Source organism: Streptosporangium sp. NPDC049046, from assembly GCF_040649155.1.
Taxonomy (GTDB): Bacteria; Actinomycetota; Actinomycetes; order Streptosporangiales; family Streptosporangiaceae; genus Streptosporangium.
Map to the genome: position 1 here is coordinate 1 of NZ_JBEZEZ010000044.1, position 17,198 is coordinate 17,198.

15 protein-coding genes are annotated in these 17,198 nt (G+C 70.7%); 7 read left to right on the forward strand and 8 right to left on the reverse strand.

Annotated features, from left to right (window positions below; genetic code table 11):
• Positions 1 to 410 (forward strand): nucleotide disphospho-sugar-binding domain-containing protein (locus AB0B96_RS37290; RefSeq protein WP_362906562.1); only part of this gene is annotated, 410 nt, incomplete at its 5' end.
• Positions 411 to 620: 210 nt separating this feature from the next.
• Here AB0B96_RS37290 and AB0B96_RS37295 read toward each other — a convergent pair.
• From AB0B96_RS37295 to rfbA, 7 genes are all read right to left on the reverse strand, one after another.
• On the reverse strand, positions 621 to 884 hold the full coding sequence (locus AB0B96_RS37295) for a phosphopantetheine-binding protein (protein ID WP_350949588.1): 264 nt from the start codon (positions 882 to 884) through the stop codon (positions 621 to 623).
• 14 nt (positions 885 to 898) lie between these two features.
• Complete coding sequence (locus AB0B96_RS37300) at positions 899 to 2,410, reverse strand: amino acid adenylation domain-containing protein (RefSeq protein ID WP_362906565.1); 1,512 nt, start codon at positions 2,408 to 2,410, stop codon at positions 899 to 901.
• Positions 2,407 to 3,594, reverse strand: coding sequence for an acyl-CoA dehydrogenase family protein (locus tag AB0B96_RS37305; RefSeq protein ID WP_362906567.1), 1,188 nt, complete (start codon positions 3,592 to 3,594; stop codon positions 2,407 to 2,409). The genes AB0B96_RS37300 and AB0B96_RS37305 overlap by 4 nt, the downstream gene beginning before the upstream one ends.
• A gap of 32 nt (positions 3,595 to 3,626) precedes the next feature.
• On the reverse strand, positions 3,627 to 4,667 hold the full coding sequence (locus AB0B96_RS37310; protein ID WP_362906569.1) for a ketoacyl-ACP synthase III family protein: 1,041 nt from the start codon (positions 4,665 to 4,667) through the stop codon (positions 3,627 to 3,629).
• 28 nt (positions 4,668 to 4,695) lie between these two features.
• Complete coding sequence (locus AB0B96_RS37315) at positions 4,696 to 5,490, reverse strand: NAD-dependent epimerase/dehydratase family protein (RefSeq protein WP_362906571.1); 795 nt, start codon at positions 5,488 to 5,490, stop codon at positions 4,696 to 4,698.
• A gap of 339 nt (positions 5,491 to 5,829) precedes the next feature.
• Positions 5,830 to 6,861, reverse strand: a complete 1,032-nt coding sequence (gene rfbB / locus AB0B96_RS37320) for a dTDP-glucose 4,6-dehydratase (RefSeq protein WP_362906573.1) — start codon at positions 6,859 to 6,861, stop codon at positions 5,830 to 5,832.
• A gap of 22 nt (positions 6,862 to 6,883) precedes the next feature.
• Positions 6,884 to 7,756, reverse strand: coding sequence for a glucose-1-phosphate thymidylyltransferase RfbA (gene rfbA, locus AB0B96_RS37325; RefSeq protein ID WP_362906575.1), 873 nt, complete (start codon positions 7,754 to 7,756; stop codon positions 6,884 to 6,886).
• Positions 7,757 to 7,958: 202 nt separating this feature from the next.
• Here rfbA and AB0B96_RS37330 point away from each other — a divergent pair, with 202 nt between their 5' ends.
• A complete protein-coding gene (locus AB0B96_RS37330) occupies positions 7,959 to 9,269 on the forward strand; it encodes an activator-dependent family glycosyltransferase (protein WP_362906577.1) in 1,311 nt (436 codons plus the stop codon).
• 13 nt (positions 9,270 to 9,282) lie between these two features.
• Positions 9,283 to 9,996 (forward strand): class I SAM-dependent methyltransferase, encoded by a 714-nt coding sequence (locus AB0B96_RS37335; RefSeq protein WP_362906579.1) that lies wholly within the window; start codon positions 9,283 to 9,285, stop codon positions 9,994 to 9,996.
• Here AB0B96_RS37335 and AB0B96_RS37340 read toward each other — a convergent pair.
• The gene (locus AB0B96_RS37340; protein WP_362906581.1) at positions 9,942 to 12,146 is read right to left on the reverse strand and encodes a BTAD domain-containing putative transcriptional regulator; all 2,205 of its coding nucleotides are present in this window, start codon (positions 12,144 to 12,146) and stop codon (positions 9,942 to 9,944) included. The genes AB0B96_RS37335 and AB0B96_RS37340 overlap by 55 nt on opposite strands.
• Before the next feature lie 689 nt (positions 12,147 to 12,835).
• On the opposite strand from AB0B96_RS37340, the gene AB0B96_RS37345 reads away from it, so the two are divergent.
• The 4 genes from AB0B96_RS37345 (at position 12,836) to AB0B96_RS37360 (ending at position 17,178) form a co-directional block, all read left to right on the forward strand.
• The gene (locus AB0B96_RS37345) at positions 12,836 to 14,110 is read left to right on the forward strand and encodes a beta-ketoacyl-[acyl-carrier-protein] synthase family protein (protein ID WP_350949578.1); all 1,275 of its coding nucleotides are present in this window, start codon (positions 12,836 to 12,838) and stop codon (positions 14,108 to 14,110) included.
• A 64-nt stretch (positions 14,111 to 14,174) separates the two neighbouring features.
• Entirely contained in the window at positions 14,175 to 14,429 is a 255-nt protein-coding gene (locus tag AB0B96_RS37350; RefSeq protein WP_362906583.1) for an acyl carrier protein, read from the forward strand.
• Positions 14,426 to 15,673, forward strand: coding sequence for a long-chain fatty acid--CoA ligase (locus AB0B96_RS37355; RefSeq protein ID WP_362906585.1), 1,248 nt, complete (start codon positions 14,426 to 14,428; stop codon positions 15,671 to 15,673). The genes AB0B96_RS37350 and AB0B96_RS37355 overlap by 4 nt, the downstream gene beginning before the upstream one ends.
• Positions 15,670 to 17,178: an aromatic amino acid ammonia-lyase gene (locus AB0B96_RS37360; RefSeq protein ID WP_350949575.1), complete on the forward strand. Its 1,509-nt coding sequence runs from the start codon at positions 15,670 to 15,672 to the stop codon at positions 17,176 to 17,178. Before AB0B96_RS37355 ends, AB0B96_RS37360 begins: the two co-directional genes overlap by 4 nt.
• Positions 17,179 to 17,198: the final 20 nt, after the last annotated feature.

Below are 17,198 nucleotides of genomic sequence, written 5' to 3' on the forward strand. Positions count from 1 at the left end.
AACAACAGGCCGAACTCCACCACATCCCCACCAACACCCGCCTCGTCTCCTTCGTCCCCCTGCACGCCCTCGCCCCCACCTGCTCCGCGGTGATCAGTCACGGGGGGACCGGCACGTTCCTCACCATGGCGGGGCAGGGGGTGCCGCAGCTGATCGAGCCGTTCATGTTCGACGACGGGCTCCGGGCCGAGCGGCTGGCCGGGCTGGGGGCGGGGCTGGTGGTGCGCGGCGGCGAGGCCACCGGAGCCCGGGTGCGCGAGGACCTGCTGCGCCTGCTCGGCGACCCCTCCTACACCCACGCCGCCGCACGGCTCCGCGAGGAGATGCACACCATGCCCACCCCCAACGACCTCGTCCCCGAACTGGAAAGACTCACCGCCCACCACCGCGGCGGCACGGGGACCGGCTGAGGCCGCGAGGCCGGGGCACCCGGTGGGTGAAGCGTCGGTCCCCGCGCCGCTCGACCGCGACGCGACGGGAGGACCCCGGCCCTCAAGATCTCGTTGCCCGATCACGGTCGGTCCACGTCCGGCATCGTCAGCCGGTTCCGGTGCCGGAGACGCAGGTCGCGAGGATCGAAATCGAACAGGGCGACGGAGGTCCTCAAACCCGGGAGAGGCTCAGAGCAGCCGCAGCGCGGAGGCGATGCCGCGGACGCTCTTGAAGGCCCGGGGATCCATCATCTCGAACGCCACGTCGATCCCCATCTCGTCGCGGATGTGACTCACCAGGATGGCGGTGTTGAGCGAGTTGAGGATCCCCCACTCCAGCAGCGGGGTGTCCTCGTCCAGCTCTCCCTGCGGATCCCCCGACAGGAACCGCTCCCTGATGAAGGCGATCAGCCGGTCCGATATCTCCCGCTCGGACAGGTCGGTGGTGGTCATGGTGGTCGTCTCCTTCACAGCCGGCCATACGGCGTGGTCTCCGAGCCCAGTGCGGCCCGGTCGATCTTCCCGTTGCGGGTTCTGGGCAGCTCGCCGACGAAGTGGAACTCGTCGGCGATCATGTAGGGCGGGAGTCGTTCCGCGCTGTGCCGCTTGAGGCTCAGCACGCCCGGTGTCCTGTCGCGTACGGGCACCACGAACGCGTGGAGCCGCGCGTCGGCGCCCTCGCCGCCGACGATCACGGCGACGTCGGCCACCTCGGGGTGACCGCCGAGGACGGCCTCGACCTCGCCGAGCTCCACCCGGTGGCCGCGTACCTTCACCATGTGGTCGCGGCGGCCGAGGTAGTCGAGCGATCCGTCGGCGAGCACCCGCACCATGTCGCCGGTGCGGTACGGGCCGCGCTGCGGCGCGGCACCCCAGTAGCCCCGCATCACGGTGGGCCCCTCCACGACCAGCTCGCCCTCCTCGCCGGGGCGCGCCTCCCCGCCGTCGGGCCGCGTCACCCGAACCGTGTCGCCGCAGGCCGCGCGGCCGATGGGCACCGAGCGGTCGCGGGTCAGGTCGCCGGGGACGACCTCGTGGAAGGTGCAGACGTTGGTCTCGGTCGGGCCGTAGAGGTTGAGCAGCCGTGCGCGGGTCCAGCCCGCCAGGTCGCGGACCCCCCCGATCGGGAAGGGCTCGCCCGCGAAGAGCAGCGCCCGCAGCGCGCCGGGCGCGGGCCTGTCGAGCAGGCCGCCGTCCCGCATCATCAGGGTGAGCGCGGACGGCACCGAGTACCAGACGCTGACGCGCTCGCGGTGCAGGAAGTCCACCATCCTGGCGGGGGCGTAGGCGAGCTCGGACGGGACGAGGCAGACCGCCGCCCCCGCGGAGAACGCCGCGTACAGGTCGAGCACCGACAGGTCGAAGGTGAAGGGCGCGTGGTTGGCGAACCGGTCGTCCGGCCGCGCGTCCAGCTCGGCCGCCGCCCAGTCCACGAAGGCGCGGGCGGCGCGGTGGCTGACACACACCCCCTTGGGAGTTCCGGTCGAGCCGGAGGTGTAGAGCACGTACGCCAGGTCGTCGGGGTCGACCGGATGGTCGACGGGCCGCACCCGGTCACGGTGCTCGCCGGGGTGCTCGTCGGGGTGTTCGCCGGAGTGCTCGTCGAGGTCCACGGCGCGCACGTCCGCCTCCAGGTCCTTGACGAGTCGCCGCAGCCGGTCGCCGGAGCCGCAGACGGCCCGGGGGCGGCAGTCGCGGACCATGGCGGCGACCCGGGCCACCGGCGTCGTCTCGCCGGCCGGCACGTAGGCGGCGCCCAGGCGCAGCACGGCCTGCATCGCCACGACGGCGAGCGGTGACTTCTCCGCCCAGATCACGACGCGGTCGCCGGGCCGCACACCCTCGCGGGACAGCGCGTGCGCCAGGACGTCGGCCCGGCGGTCGAGCTCGGCGTAGCGCATCTCGCCCGCCGGGCCCGCGACGGCCAGGTTGTCGGGGAAGCGGGAGGCGCTGTCGATGAGCAGCCGGTGCAGGCTCACAGTCCGAGCCCTCTCGCGACGAGTTCCCGCTGTATCTCCGTCGTACCGGAGAAGATCGTGCTCGGCACCGCGTCGCGCAGCTGGCGTTCGACGCCCGCGGCGCCGAGATAACCGGTGGCGCCGAATATCTGGATCGCGTCGAGGCTGCTCGCCACGGCCGCCTCCGAGACGGCGATCTTCGACAGCGCCGCCGCGGTGGCGGCGTCGGGGTCCTTCTCGTCCAGCGCCCAGCACGCCCGATAAAGCAGGAGCCTGGCTCCCTCCAGCCGCTGCTTCATCGTGACCAGCCGGTGCGAGACCGCCTGGAAGTCGCCCAGCGCGCGGCCGAACTGGCGCCGTGCACGGGCGTGTTCCACCGCCCGGCGCAGTTGCTCCTCCATCATCCCGAGGTAGACGGCGGGCAGGCACGCCCGCTCCCACGCCATCGAGCCCTGGAAGACGGCGCTTCCGCCGCCCTCAGGGCCGAGCCTGAACCTGGCGGGGACCCGGCACCCGGAGAACTCCACCCGCCCGGCCGGGCAGCTGTCGAGGCCCATCTTCGCCATCGGCTCGCCCACCCGGACCCCCGGCAGATCGCGGGGCACCGCGAAGGCGCTGATGCCGAGGAAACCGAGGGCGGGATCGGTGACGGCGTACGTGACGAGGACGTCGGCCATCGGGGCGTTGCTGGCGAAGGACTTCACGCCGTCGAGCACGTAGTGGTCGCCGCGGTCGCCGTCACGCCGGGCGGTGGTGGCGAGCCTGCTCACGTCGGATCCGGCCTCGTCCTCGGTCATCGCGTTGGCCGCGATCAGCTCCCCCGAGGCGAGGCCGGGGAGCAGCTCCGCGCGCACCTCCTCGCCGGCGTTGTCGCGGATCGCGACGCAGCAGGCCAGCAGGTGCGCCGAGACCGCGAAGGCGAGGCCGGTGTCGCCGCACCCCTCGGACAGGGCCTCCAGGCACAGCGCGGTGTCCAGGGCGCCGAGGCCGCCGCCGCCGTGTTCCCCGGGCAGGCACAGGCCGGTGGCGCCCAGTTCGGCGACGGCGCGCCAGCGCTCGCGGGTGAACGGCCGCGACGGCGACTCAGACGGTGGCGCCGACAGTTGCTCCGATGACGGCCCCGACGCGTCGTGGAGGCGCTTGCGCGCGCCGTCGAACATCGCGTCGCGCCGCTCGCGGCGCGCGCCGGTGAGACCGAACTCCATGAACCGGTCCTCCCCTTCCGAGACGGCTCCCCCTAGGTCCACGGGGGAGTGCTGAGGATCTCCAGGACCGCGCACGAGATGGTGACGCCGGGACCGATGCCCCCCAGGAGCACGTGGTCGCCGGGGCCGAGCTGCCCGGTCGACAGCAGGTGGTCCAGGGAGACGAGGTGGTCGCTCGCGCCGAGATGGCCGACGGTCCTGGCGTAGTCCCAGCTGGACTTCGACATGGGCATCCGGAGGACCGACATCCAGCGGTGCTCGACGGCCTCGGGGGAGAGGCTGGTGAACACGGTCCGGGTGAGATCGTTCGCCGTGATGCCGGCCTCGGACAGGGTGCGGCCGAGGACCCGCATCATCCGCTGCTGCACGATGACCCAGGCGAGCGCCAGGTCGCCGTCGACGGAGCACATGCGGCCGAACTCCTCGGCACGCGCGCTGAAGTCGACGGCCTCACCGGTGGTGGCGCTCGGAGGGAAGAGCGGAGTGCCCGCGCGGTGCAGTTCCTCGGCCTCGGGGACGGAGATCGAGCTCACCGAGAGCAGCCGGGCGAAGCCGGTCTCACGGCTGAGCACCACGGCGCTTCCCGCGTCGCCGAGGACGAAGTCGGGACCCGAGCACCACCGGTCCATCCGGGCGGTGCCGAAGTTGTCGGCCGTGACGATCAGCGCGTCGCGCCGGCGCGGATCGCCCGCCATGAACCCCCCGGCCAGCTCCAGGGCACTGAGCACGCCGTTGCACCCCTGACGCACCTCAAGGGCGAGCAGGTCGCCGCCGACGAGATGACGCTGCAGGTAGTACTGCGGCGACCAGCCGTCGGGGCCCTGGTGCCAGACGTCGGCGTACAGCAGCAACCCGAGGTCCCCGGCGTCGGCCCCGCCGCGTCCGATCGCCTCCCGCGCCGCCCGCAGCGCCATCTCGGGAGCGGGGATGTCACCGGCGACCGCCGCCCCCAGCATGTCGTGGACCTTGGCGTGCTCGGCGGAGCACAACCCGTCGGCGACCGCCGACTCCACGCTTACCGTCGGGGGGACGAACGCGCCGATCCCCCTGACGAAGACCTCCGGTGTGCGCAATGGCGTACCTTTCTGCTCGCCCGGCTCCTCACGCCGGCCGGCGCGAGGAGCCGGTGGGCCGCAACTCCGGTGACCCGTCCCGCAGCTGGGAGGTCGCCTCCAGATAGCGGTCGATCACGGTCCTGTGGTAGTCGGGACCGAAGTCCATCTCCTTCACCGCGGGCACCAGCCTCCGCAGCTTCTCCACGGATATGTGATGGGACGTGCCCTCGTCGATGATCTGCCTGCGGGCCGTGACGCCCAGGCGCGACTCGAGGTGGTCGACGATCAGCTTGATCGGCACGGACTCGCCGGTGGCGACGTTGACCACCTCCTGGGTGATCCGCTCGGCCAGCAGCATGTCGATGACCCGCACCCAGTCGGTGATGTCGATCAGGTCCCTGCGCGCGCTGCGGTACATCGTGAGGTTGTCGGAGCGGATCTGCTCGATGAGGGAAGGGATCAACCGGTTCGCCGGGACGTGCGGGCCGACGACATAGCCGAGCCGCAGGATGAGGTGGCGCACCCCCGAGTCCTGGATCCGCCGCTCCAGCGCGAGCTTGTGCCATCCGTACGGGGTCACGGGTTCCACGGGTTCGTCCTCGCGGCCACGGCAGCCGGGACCGCCGTACATGCTCATCGAGGCGGTCGAGAAAAAGACGAGTATCCGGTCCTGGCGAAGGCTCTTTGTGATCGTCTCCTCGACCAGAGCGGTTTCCCGTTCGTAGTCGGAATCGGAATTCTTCCACAGAGACACCCCGGCGGCGAGAATCGTCATCTCCGGGTGTGCGTCGCTGATCGGCCGCAGATGTCTCGCGAGAAAACCATTTCCGATGATCTCCATTCCCAGCACCGCTTTCCAGCTCTGGAGGTTAACGTATCGGTTCCGTTCGTCACCATATAGCGACGCGTGTAATAAGAAAGCTCCCCGCTCCCCGCGGCCGGAGGCCGTTTGTCCCGCCAGCGAGACAGATACGGGTTCCGGGGCGGTCAATGGGAATTCCGCGGCCTTCGCCGCGCTTCGGATCGCGTGCCGGGGGCGTTGGCGGAAGTGGTTCCCGCGGGGTCCGGGAGTGCGCGCCCCGGTGGGTCTTCGCACCGGCTGCCGGGGGTGCCGGGGGAGCGCGACGGCGCGTCTTCGCGCCGGGTCCCGGACGGCGCGGTCGTGCGCCTTCGCGCCGGGTCACGGGCCGGCCGGCACGTCCGCGCCGGGTCCGAGGTCCGCGGCGACCGAGGCGGCCCTCTCCTTCTTCAACGGCTCCCACCAGCTGCGGTTGTCCGCGTACCAGCGAGCCGTCGCCGCCAGACCCTCCGCGAAGGGGGTGAGCGGCCGGTAGCCCAGCTCGGCGGTGATCTTCGAGCTGTCGACCGAGTATCGGCGGTCGTGCCCCGGGCGGTCCTCCACCTGCCTGACCATGGACCAGTCCGCTCCGGCGATGTCCAGCAGTGCCCGGGTCAGCTCCCGGTTCGTCAGCTCGGCGTTGCCCCCGATGTTGTAGATCTCACCGGGCCTGCCCCTCCAGGCGACCAGGGCGATCCCCCGGCAGTGGTCGTCGACGTGCGTCCACTCGCGCACGTGCAGGCCGTCGCCGTACAGCGGCACGCGCTCCCCGTCCAGGAGGTTGGTGACGAACAGCGGGATCACCTTCTCGGGGAACTGGTAGGGGCCGTAGTTGTTGGGGCAGCGGGTGATCGAGACGGGGAAGCGGTAGGTCCTGGAGAACGCCCGCGCCAGCAGGTCGGCCGCCGCCTTCGAGGCGGAGTAGGGGGAGTTGGGCTCCAGCGGGTGGCTCTCCACCCACGAGCCCGACTCGATGGACCCGTAGACCTCGTCCGTGGAGACGAGCACGAACTTCCCCACCCCGGCGCGCAGGGAGGCCTCGAGCAGCGTCTGGGTGCCCACCACGTTGGTCGCGACGAAGTCGGCGCCGCTGTCGATCGACCGGTCGACGTGGGTCTCTGCGGCGAAGTGCACGACGAGGGAGACGCCCTTCATCACCCGCGCCATCAGCGAGGCGTCGCAGATGTCCCCCTCGACGAACTCCAGCCGGGGGTCGTCGACGACGGTGGACAGGCTCTCCATGGTTCCCGCGTAGGTCAGCTTGTCCACGATGACGACCCGGACGTCCTCGAACCCCTCGTAGGCGCCGGAGAGCGTGCGCCGGACGAAGTTCGAGCCGATGAATCCGGCACCGCCAGTGACCAAGATCCGCATTTGCCTGCACCTTTGCTGTCAGTCACGCGAGTGATCGAGCGATGTCCATGACGTACCGGCCGTATGCCGACTGCCTCATCTCGGTGCCCCGGTGGTAGCACGCCTCGGCGTCGATGAATCCCATGCGCAGGGCGATCTCCTCCAGGCAGGCGACCCGCACCCCCTGGCGGCGTTCGAGGATCTGCACGTACTGGCTCGCCTCGAGCAGGGACTGGTGCGTCCCGGCGTCCAGCCAGGTGAAGCCCCGTCCCAGCGGCAGCAGTCTCGCCTTGCCCTGCTCCAGGTAGACCCGGTTGACGTCGGTGATCTCCAGCTCGCCGCGGCCCGAGGGCCGCTGCTCCCTGGCGATGTCCACGACCTGCTTGTCGTAGAAGTACAGGCCGGTGATGGCCTGGTCGGAGCGGGGAACGCTCGGCTTCTCCTCGATGGAGACCAGCCTGCCCTCGGCGTCCAGCTCCCCGATGCCGTACCGCTCGGGATCGCTCACCGGGTAGCCGAACATGACGCAGCCGTCCAGTTCCTCCCGGGCCCTGCGCAGCAGGTCGGGAAAGCCCGCGCCGTGAAAGAGGTTGTCTCCCAGCACGAGCGCGCAGGGATCCCCGTCGATGTGCGAGTCGCCCAGCAGAAACGCCTCCGCGATGCCGCGCGGTTCCCGTTGCGGCACGTAGGTGAAGTTCACCCCCACGTGCGACCCGTCACCCAGAAGCGCGTGCAGTGACGGAAGGGTGTCCGGCGTGGAAATAATGAGGATGTCGCGTATCTGTGCCAGCATCAGCACCGCGATGGGATAGTAAATCATCGGCTTGTCGTAGATGGGAAGCAACTGCTTGGAGGTCGCGAGGGTCAGCGGATGCAAACGCGTCCCGTTTCCTCCGGCAAGGACTATGCCTTTCATCGGAGCTCCTGCGTTTTTGTCTGCGGCGGTGCCTGAGACTACTGTTCGAGCTCCTCAGGAAATCAACCCCCGCCGTCCCGCAAAATGGTATTGCCTTTTGGCGGAACAAATGTGATAGGGGTTGGAGTGTGTCCCGTCGGAAACCTGTCGCGACGGGGCACGGCCTTCGCCACTCCGCGTTCGCGCGCCCGGAAGGACGAGTATGCGTATTCTGTTCGCAACCTACGCTGAGAAGTCGCATTTCCTGGTCATGGTTCCGCTGGCGTGGGCGCTGCAGGCCGAGGGGCACGAGGTGCGGGTCGCGAGCCAGCCGGACCTGACCGACGTGATCACCCGGTCGGGGCTGACCGCGGTGCCGGTGGGCAGGGACCACAGCCTGTGGCGGGCCAACCGGGCGTTCGGCTTCTTCGACCCCCGCAAGAAGCACAAGAGGGCGGTGCCCTTCTTCGACATGGCGGACGACCACCCCGAACAGCTCACCTGGGAGCACTTCAAGCGGGGATACGCCCAGTTCGTCCCCTGGTGGTGCCGCCTGGTCAACGAACCCATGATCGACGGGCTCACCGAGTACTGCCGGAGGTGGGAGCCCGACCTGGTCATCTGGGAGCCGGTGACCTACGCCGGGCCGATCGCGGCGAAGGCGTGCGGAGCGGTCCACGCGCGGTTCATGTGGAGCCTGGACCTGTTCGGCCGGATGCGCGGCCACTACCTGCGGGCGAAGGCGGAGCAGCCGCCGCAGGAGCGCGAGGACATGCTGCAGGCGTGGATCGCCGCGCACGGCCGCAGGTTCGGCGTGGAGTTCTCCGAGGAGATGACCACCGGTCATTTCACCATCGACTACACACCGCCCTCCCTGGAGCTGCCGCCCGACCCGGCCGCGGGGCCGGAGCCGCACCGGGTCCCGGTCCGGTTCATCCCGTACAACGACCGCGCGGTGATCCCGCCCTGGCTGCGGGTCGCGCCCGAGCGGCCGCGGGTCTGCCTGACGCTGGGGACCACCTCGGCGGAGAACCTGGACGGCTATCTGGTGCCGGTCCAGGAGATCCTCGACGGGCTCGCCGACCTCGACGTGGAGATCGTCGCCACCCTGCCGGAGCACCACCAGGCGCAGCTGGAGCGGGTGCCGGACAACGTGCGGCTGGTGAGCTTCGTCCCCCTGCACGCGCTGCTGCCGACCTGTACGGCGGTGATCGACCACGGCGGGAGCGGCACGTTCTTCACGACGCTGGCGAGCGGGGTCCCCCAGCTCGTCCTGCCCAACCTGTTCGACGAGCCGCTGCGGGCGCGCTACCTCGCCGAGCAGGGGGCGGGCCTGACGATGCACAGCAGCGAGGCGACCGGCGCCGGCGTGCGGCAGGCACTGCTGCGGCTGCTCGAAGAGCCGTCCTTCGCCGAGGAGTCGCGCAGGATCCGCGACGAGATGAACGCGATGCCGGCCCCCGCGGAGGTGGCGGCCGGCATCGAGGCCCTCGTCGAGACCTACCGTGCCGCGGTCCCGGCCGCCGGCCGCTGAGAAGGGGAGGGGCATGTACGAGGCCGAGCTGGCGGACGTCTACGACGCGATCTACGCGGGGCGGGGCAAGGACTACGCGGCCGAGGCGGCGACCGTCGCGGAGCTGATCCGCGAACGGCTCCCCACGGCGGCCGCGCTGCTGGACGTGGCGTGCGGGACCGGGTCGCACCTGAGGTTCTTCGCCGAACTCTTCGACCACGTCGAGGGGCTGGAGCTGTCGGCGGACATGCTGGCCGTGGCGAGGACGCGGATCCCCGGGGTCGTCGCGCACCAGGGCGACATGCGCGACTTCGCGCTCGGCCGCGCCTTCGACGCGGTCACCTGCATGTTCAGCTCCATCGCCTACATGCGCGACGAGCGGGAGCTCGCGGCGGCGATCGGGCGGATGGCGGCCCACCTGGTGCCCGGCGGGGTTCTCGTCGTCGAGCCGTGGTGGTTTCCCGAACGCTTCCTGCCCGGCTACGTGGCCGGGGACGTGGTCACCGTGGAGGGGCGCACGCTGGCCAGGGTCTCGCGTACGGTGCGCGAGGGCGACGCGAGCGTGATGGAGGTCCACTACGTGGTGGCCGACGCGGCCACCCCCGTCCGGCACTTCACCGTCACCCACGTGAACACCCTGTTCACCCGGGAGCAGTACGAGGACGCCTTCACCGGGGCGAAACTGCGGGTGGACTACATCGAGGGCGGCCCCTCGGGACGCGGGCTGTTCGCCGGGACGCTCGTATGAGCCTCGGGCCGGGTGTGCAGGAAGTTCTGGATGAGGGGCGGGAGCCGTTCCTTGGCGTGGGACACGCCGTAGGCCTGGGCCTGCCGCGCGGCGACGGTGAGGTTGGGCAGTTCCGTCTCCAGCCAGTTCCTCGCCTGCTCGGGGCATTCGAAGCGCGGGCGCGGCACCCCCTGGGGTGCGGGGAGGGGTGGGATGACGGGACAGCGCCCCGGATACAGCAGGCGCAGCGCGATGTCCGCGGTCCGTACGTAGTGGCCGAGGAACCGCGAGACGGCGGCCCGCCTCGTCTGGTAGGGCATCTCGGCCACGGCGCGGTCCTTGGCGTACGCGCGCAGCATGCCGTCGTGGAACCGGAGCCGGTTGTCCGGCGTGATCCTCAGCAGATGCCCGCTCAGTAGGTAGTCGACGCTCTGTCTCGCCCGGTGCACGTCGACGTCCGCCGTGACGGCGGCCGTCGTCAGGTCGAACGTCGGGCCTTCGTGCAGGCTCATGAGGCGGAACATCTCCGCGGCGTCGTTGGGCAGCGCCAGGTAGGAGGAGGAGAACACCGAACGCATGGACGACTGCTCGTCGCACTCGACGTCCTGGCTCTCCAGCAGGTCCTCGCGTCCCGGCGGCGTCTGGCCGACGCTGGTGAGCCCGCCGTGAAAACGGCTCGTCATCCGCTCCGCCGCGATCCGCAGGGCGATCGGCAGGTGGTCGCCGACCTGGCAGAGCCGGTGGACGAGGGGATGCTCCGCGTACCCGTTCGCCTGCCTGATGACGTGCCTCACCAAGGTGGCCGCGTCCTCCTTCGGCATGAGGTCGAGCGTCATCCTGAGGGCGCCGTCGCGGGTGGTGAGCCCCGACAGCCTGTTCCTGCTCGTGACCAGCACCAGGCACGACGGGTCGCCGGGGAGCAGCGGACGCACCTGCTCGGCCGACCTGGCGTTGTCCAGCACGATGAGGATCCGCTTGCCCGCCACCAGGCTCCGGTAGCGGCTGGAGCGGACCTGGAGGTCCTCGGAGGGTTTGGGAGTGCTTCCCAGCCCGGCCAGCAGGTGGTCGAGGGCTTCGGCCGGCATCATCGGCTGGGCCGTGTTGGAGAAGCCCCGCAGGTCGAGGTGGAGCTGGCCTCCGTCGAAGCGCTCGGTCAGACTGCGGGCGAAGCGCAGGGCGAGCGCAGACTTGCCCACCCCGGGAGCACCGCTGATCAGGATGAGTCCGGCCTCGTCCAGCCGGTCTGCCGCCGTGACGAACCCCTCCAGCCGTTCCAGCTCCCTGAGCCGGCCGGTGAATCCGGGGATGTCGCGGGGCAGCTGGGCGGGGGGCGGCGCGAACGCCGGTGGGAGGGCGTTGTCGGGGGAGGAGAGTGTCACCGGGGAGTCGGGGGCCGGGGCGGGGGAGCGGAGGGTGCCGTTCAGGATCTGGTCGTGGCACCTGCGCAGGTCCTCGCCGGGCTCGATGCCCAGCTCCCTGATGAGCAGGCGCCGCACGCTGTGGAACTGCTTCAGCGCGTCCGCCCGGCGCCCGCAGCGGTAGTGGGCCACCATGAGCAGGTGGTGGAGCCGCTCCCGCATGGGATGGGTCCTGACGAGGCTGGAGAGGTCGCTGATGATCTCGGTGGCGCGGTCGGCCTCCAGCAGGAGCTGCGCGCGGTCCTCGATGGCGGTGACGCGCAGCTCGTCCAGGCGGATCCGCTCGGTGTCGGCGAGAGGGCCGACCGCGCCGCCGAACGCCGGCCCGCGCCACAGGGCGAGCGCCGCCTCCAGCCTCTTCACCGCCTCGGGCCAGGGGCCGGATCGTTGAAGCTCTCGTACGTCCTCCAGGTGCTTCTCGAAGACCTGGACGTCTATCTTGCGCGCGTCGAGCTGGAGCAGGTAGCCGTTGGCGTCGGCGACCAGGAGTCCGGAGGGCGCCCTTCGTGGCCTTTTCGGCTCAAAAGTACGTCGAAGGCGAGCTACATAGGTATAAATGCTGCTTTCGACAGTTATGGGAGGATTTGGGCCCCATACCGCATTGATTAACTCCTGTCGGCTAAGAGTGGTTCCGGGGCGCGTGGCCAGTGCCGCGAACAGCGCTCGCTGGGTCGGAGACCCCAGGTCAAGTTCGTGATCGCCCCGCGTTGCACGCACCGGCCCGAGCAGGTGCACCTGTACCAGGTCGTTCAACAACGCTCTCCCAGTCTCAGCCCGCCTAGAGACGCGATGAAAGGCCCTCCTGAGTGTGCGCTCAGGATCAAACGGTTGGACCTACGCATATAGCCATATCTGTGGAAACGAAGGGTCGGCAAGGGAGGTTCCTCGGGTGACACTATTGTTACCTGCGTCACAGGAGTTTCTGGACGAACTCAGGTCAATCCCGTAAGCAGGTGTCTCGCTGGCGGGACATCGTGTCATGCCAGGCGAAGAACCGCGGGACGGGCGCGCCGCCCGGGAGCGATCTCGCTCATCCCGGGGTCGCGGGACGGGTGTGGACGAGGAGCGTCCGGGGACGGCCGCGCGGCCGGGGCGCCGGGCGCGAAAGGGCGGCCGAGGGAGCACGGGGGAACGAGCGAGAGGGCGTCGAAAGGACGTCGAGGGTGCGGGCCGAGGGGCGTCGAGGGTGCGGGCCGAGAACGTGCGGGAAGCGGCGGAAATCAGCCGGGAAAACAAGACGGGAAGTGGCCGGGAAACCGCCGGCGGCCCCGCCCTCACCGGCAGGTAAAACCCGGCCGGGTCTTGTGAGACGGCACCTCCGTGTAATAGGAGTTTTTTCACCGCTCGCACCTGAAAAGCGTATCCGAGGCGGTGACGAATCCACTGGTCTCGGTTACCGTCGAGCCCGGCATCGGATTCCCGAACTTCCCGGTGAGGCGCTGGTGGTCATCGACGACATTCGTTCTCCGCGAGGTGCGCCGCTCAAGAGGGTGGTCGTCACCGGTTACGGAGTCATTTCCCCGTTCGGGGTGGGCTGGGAAACCGCGTGGTCGAATCTGATCCAGGGCGGAAGCGGTATTCGCGAGCTTTCTGGAATTGACACCTCGGGGCTCCCGGTGGGCATCGGCGGCCAGGTCCTGGACTTCGACCCCGGGGTGTGGCTCCCGGCCTCGCTGGTGCGCCGCACCACGAGACCGGCACACCTCGCCCTGGTCGCCGCCACCCTCGCGCTGAGGGACGCCAAGCTCGACGTCGACGCCGGGCTCGCGCCGAGGCTCGGGGTGACGGTGGGCACGGCCTGCGGCGCGAGCGCCGCCGTCGTGGACGCCGGCGCCGCGTTCGCCGAGCGCGGGTTCATGGCACTGAGCCCGTACACCTTCACCTCCACGGGCGTCGTCACGGTCGCCTCCGAGGTGGCCCTGCACGTCGGCGCGCAGGGGCCCGCCGCCTGCACGGCGACCGCCTGCGCGACCGGGGCGACCTGCGTCGGCGAGGCGATGCGGCTGATCCGGCTCGGTGAGGCGGACGTCGTCCTGGCGGGGGGCGCCGACGACACCATCACCCCCTTCGACATCGCCGCCGCGGCCAGGGCGAGGGCGCTGTCGCGCCGCTCCGGAGACCCGCGCGCCGCCAGCAGGCCGTTCGACACCGGTCGCGACGGGTTCGTGATGAGCGCGGGCGCCGGGATCCTGGTGCTGGAGAGCGAGGAACACGCCCTCGCGCGCCAGGCCCGCGTGTACGGGGAGGTGGCGGGATACGCGGCCACCACGGACGCCCACAACCTGACCAGCCCGCATCCGGAGGGGGTGGCCGTCGAGCGGGCGGTGCGTCTCGCGCTCCGGGACGCGGGAGTCACCCCCGCCGAGGTCGGCTACGTCAACGCGCACGGCACCGGGACCCGGATGAACGACACCGCCGAGATCAAGGTGATCCGCCGGGTGTTCGCCGAGCGGGCCACGTCCGTGCCGGTGAGTTCGACGAAGAGCATGACGGGTCACATGCTGGGGGCGGCCGGCGCCGTCGAGGCGATGATCGCGATGGAGGCCGTACGCACCGGGATCGTCCCGCCCACCGTCAACTGCGACGACCCGGAGGACCCGGAGATGAACTTCGTCGCGCACCGGGCCCAGGAGCACGCGGCCGACGTGGCCGTCAGCAACTCCTTCGGATTCGGCGGCCACAACGCGGTTCTGGTCCTGCGCCGCTGGCGGGACTGATCACTCTGACCGGCGTGAAAAGTCGGAAAAGCCGTCCGGTGTGACCGTGAAGGGATTTCAGAAAATGTCTACCAAGCAGCAGGAAATGCTCTCGAATTTGGCCGACATCGTGGAGAGGGTCGCGGGCGTGCCCGCAGAGCGGGTATTGCCAGAAAAGTCGTTCACCGACGACCTCGCACTCGATTCCCTGGCCGTCGTCGAGGTCGCCTTCTCCATGCAGGAGCAGACCGGGGTGGAGATTCCGGAAGAGGACCTGGCGCGCATAAGGACGGTCCAGGACTTTCTTGACTTCGTCGAACTCTCCGCGGGGTCGAATTGACCGCGCAACGAGTTCCCGAACACGGCGGCGTCGTGTCCGCCGACGCCGTGCCAGATGCCGTGCCTCGTGACGTGACCTACGAAGAGCTGACCCCCGCCGAGTTGCTCGGCTCCGGCTTCGCGGCGCCGCGGATCAACGAGAGTCCCTGGCTGGTCCGCTGGGACCTGCTCGGCGACGGCCCCGATGTCGAGAGGTTCGTCCTGGAGGCCCTCGCGGAGACCGTGGACCTGGAGACCTCGGGCAGCACAGGACCGAGCCGGTGCTGGCGCCGGACCCGCGAGCAGATGTGGTCGGAGGCGGGACTGCTGGCCGGCCTGATCGAGCGTGACCGCCCGAGCGCCCTGCTCTCCTTCGCGCCGCCCAGGCACGTGTACGGCGCGCTCGCGAGCGTGCTCGTACCGGCCAGGTTGCGGCTGCCCGCGTGGTACCGCCCGCAGTACTTCGGCGCGATGCCTCCCCCCGCGTCCCGGCGCTGGGCCGTGGTGGCCGTTCCCTGGACCTTCTCCATCCTGCGCAGGCAGGTGGCCTGGGTGCGGGGGACGGAGCACCTGAGCGTGCTGCACAGCACGGCGACGCTTCCCGCGACGGCGGAGTCCGTCGTCAAGGAGGCGGGGACGAGGCGGATGCGCATCGTGGAGGTCTTCGGCTCGACGGAGGCGGGCGGGATCGCCGCGCGGACCTGGACTCCGGACGGGCCGCCGTGGGAACTCTTCGACGACGTCGCGTTCGCCGTCCCCGGCGACCCCGCCGGCGGTCCGGCCGGCCTCCCGCCCGAAGGACGGCCCGGCGACCCGTACGAGGAGGAGGCGCCGCTGGTGGTCCGGAGCCCCCGGCTCGCCTTCCGGCCGGGCGAGGCGCCCACGGACGTCTGGCGGACCGACGACTACGTGCGGCGGCTCGACGAGCGCAGGTTCCGCTTCGACGGCAGGCGCGACCGGCTCGTGAAGATCAACGGCCGCAGGATCGACCTCGACAGGCTGGAGGAGTCGGTGAGATCGGTGCTCCACTGCGCGGATCTGGCCTTTCTCCCGGTGGAGGACGCCTTCAGCGGCGAGAACTTCGACCTGCTCGTGGTGCAGCAGGACGGCGCACCGCTGTCCGTCACGGAGGTGCGCGCGGCGGTGGGGCGGTTCGACGCCCGGCCGCGCCAGGTGCGCCTGGTCGATCGGATCGACCGCTCCGACACGGGCAAGCTCCGGCGACTACAGCGACCTTCCCTTTCCGACGCGGGAGCAGACACGTGACAGCATTGATCGACGGACGTTCCACCGAGAGCCTGGCCTCGATCGTCAGGAGCGCGCACTGGGACGCCCGGGTGGAGCCGTGCGAACACGAGGACGCCCACCGCATGCGGGCCAGCGTCGACCTGCTCGCCGAACGGCTCTCCGGCTCGGACTCCGTCTACGGGGTCACCCACGGGTTCGGCCCCCTGGTGGCGTTCTCCGCCGCCGACTCCCCCATGGAGCAGGGCGCGGGCCTCATCGCCCACCTGGGCTCGGCCCAGGGCAGGCCGCTGGACCCCGAGGTGTGTCGCCTGATCGTCTGGCTCCGCCTCAGCAGCATGCGCAAGGGCCACTCGGCCGTCTCGCCCGACTTCTGGCAGTCCCTGGCCGACCTGTGGAACGCGGGCTTCACCCCGTCGATCCCGCGTGACGGCACGGTGAGCGCGAGCGGGGACCTGCAGCCGCTCGCCCACGCGGCGATGGCCCACGCGGGCACCGGTGAGGCGTGGGTGCGCGGCGGCGACGGCGGCTGGTCGGTCGTGCCCGCCGCGCGGGCCCTCGCCGACATGGACGCCAAACCGGTCGAGTGGTCGGCCCGCGAGGCGCTGGCCTTCGTCAACGGGACCAGCGTGAGCCTGGCGGTGTGCATACTCAACCACCAGGCGGTGCTGCGGCTGGTCAGGGCGGTGGGGATGCTGACGGCGAGGATCGCCGACATCCTCGGCTCCAACCCGGAGGCCTACCACGCGGGCATCGGCCGGGCCAGGGGGCAGACGGGGCAGCTGACCGTGGCCCGGTGGATCCGCGAGGACCTTCCCGTCGGCATGAAACGCGACCCGCTCCGGCCGCTGCAGGAGCCCTACAGCCTCCGGTGCGCCCCCCAGGTCCTCGGCGCGGTGCTCGACCAGCTGTACGGGGCCGAGGAGATCCTCGTCCGCGAGGCGATGGGCTGCACGGACAACCCGATCTTCTACGAGGGTGAGCTGCTGCACGGCGGCAACTTCCATGCCATGCCGGTCGGCCTGTGCTCGGACCAGATCGGCCTCTGCGTGCAGCAGGTGGCCTTCCTCGCCGAACGGCAGCTCGCCCTGCTGTGCGATCCGACGTACAACGGCGGGGTGCCGCCGATGCTCACCCCCCGCCCGGGGGCGGGCAGCGGGCTGGCCGGGGTGCAGCTGAGCGCCACCTCCTTCGTCTCCAGGATCAGGCAGCTCGCCTATCCCGCCTCCCTCACCGCGCTGCCGACGAACGGCGGCAACCAGGACCACGTGCCGATGGCGCTCAACGGGGCCAACTCGGTGGCCGAGGCCGTGGAGCTGGCGTGGCTCGTCGTCGGCTCCCTCGCGGTCGGCGTGGCCCAGCGGGGCGCGCTCGCCGGGCGGAACGAGACGGCCTCCGGCCTCTGGGCCGATTTGGCCAGAGTGTCCCCGCCGCTGCGGGCGGACCGGCCGCTCGCGGCCGAGGTGCGTGCCGCGAGCGGCCTGCTGCAGGAGGCCGCCGAGGAACTGCTCTCCCGCGAGGGCTGAGGCCTTTTCCCGAGGTTCGC